At 54.5% G+C, this 257-nt stretch carries 1 protein-coding gene; it reads left to right on the forward strand.

The window, feature by feature from the left end; all coding sequences use genetic code 11:
- On the forward strand, positions 1-257 hold a 257-nt coding region (locus tag K0H47_RS31085), incomplete at both ends, for an immunoglobulin-like domain-containing protein (RefSeq protein ID WP_257626666.1).

The raw sequence follows: 257 nt of genomic DNA on the forward strand, positions 1-257 counted from the left end.
CTACACCGCGACATTGAGCAACGAAGCTCATGCTCCAGTGACCGTTACACTGTCCAACGGCCAGGTCATTACCATCGACGCGGGAAAAACCACGGGTACCGTGGTTTTCCAAACGCCGGTAAACGACGTTTACAACAACGGTTCCACCGTTAGCACCACGATTACCACCGCTACTGGCGGTAATTTCGAGAAGTTGGTTCCGGACAATACGAATCCGCCGACCACCACGATTACCGACTCGATCGACACCACCACCG

The organism is Pseudomonas sp. Xaverov 83, from assembly GCF_019352905.1.
Classification (GTDB): Bacteria; Pseudomonadota; Gammaproteobacteria; order Pseudomonadales; family Pseudomonadaceae; genus Aquipseudomonas; species Aquipseudomonas yamanorum.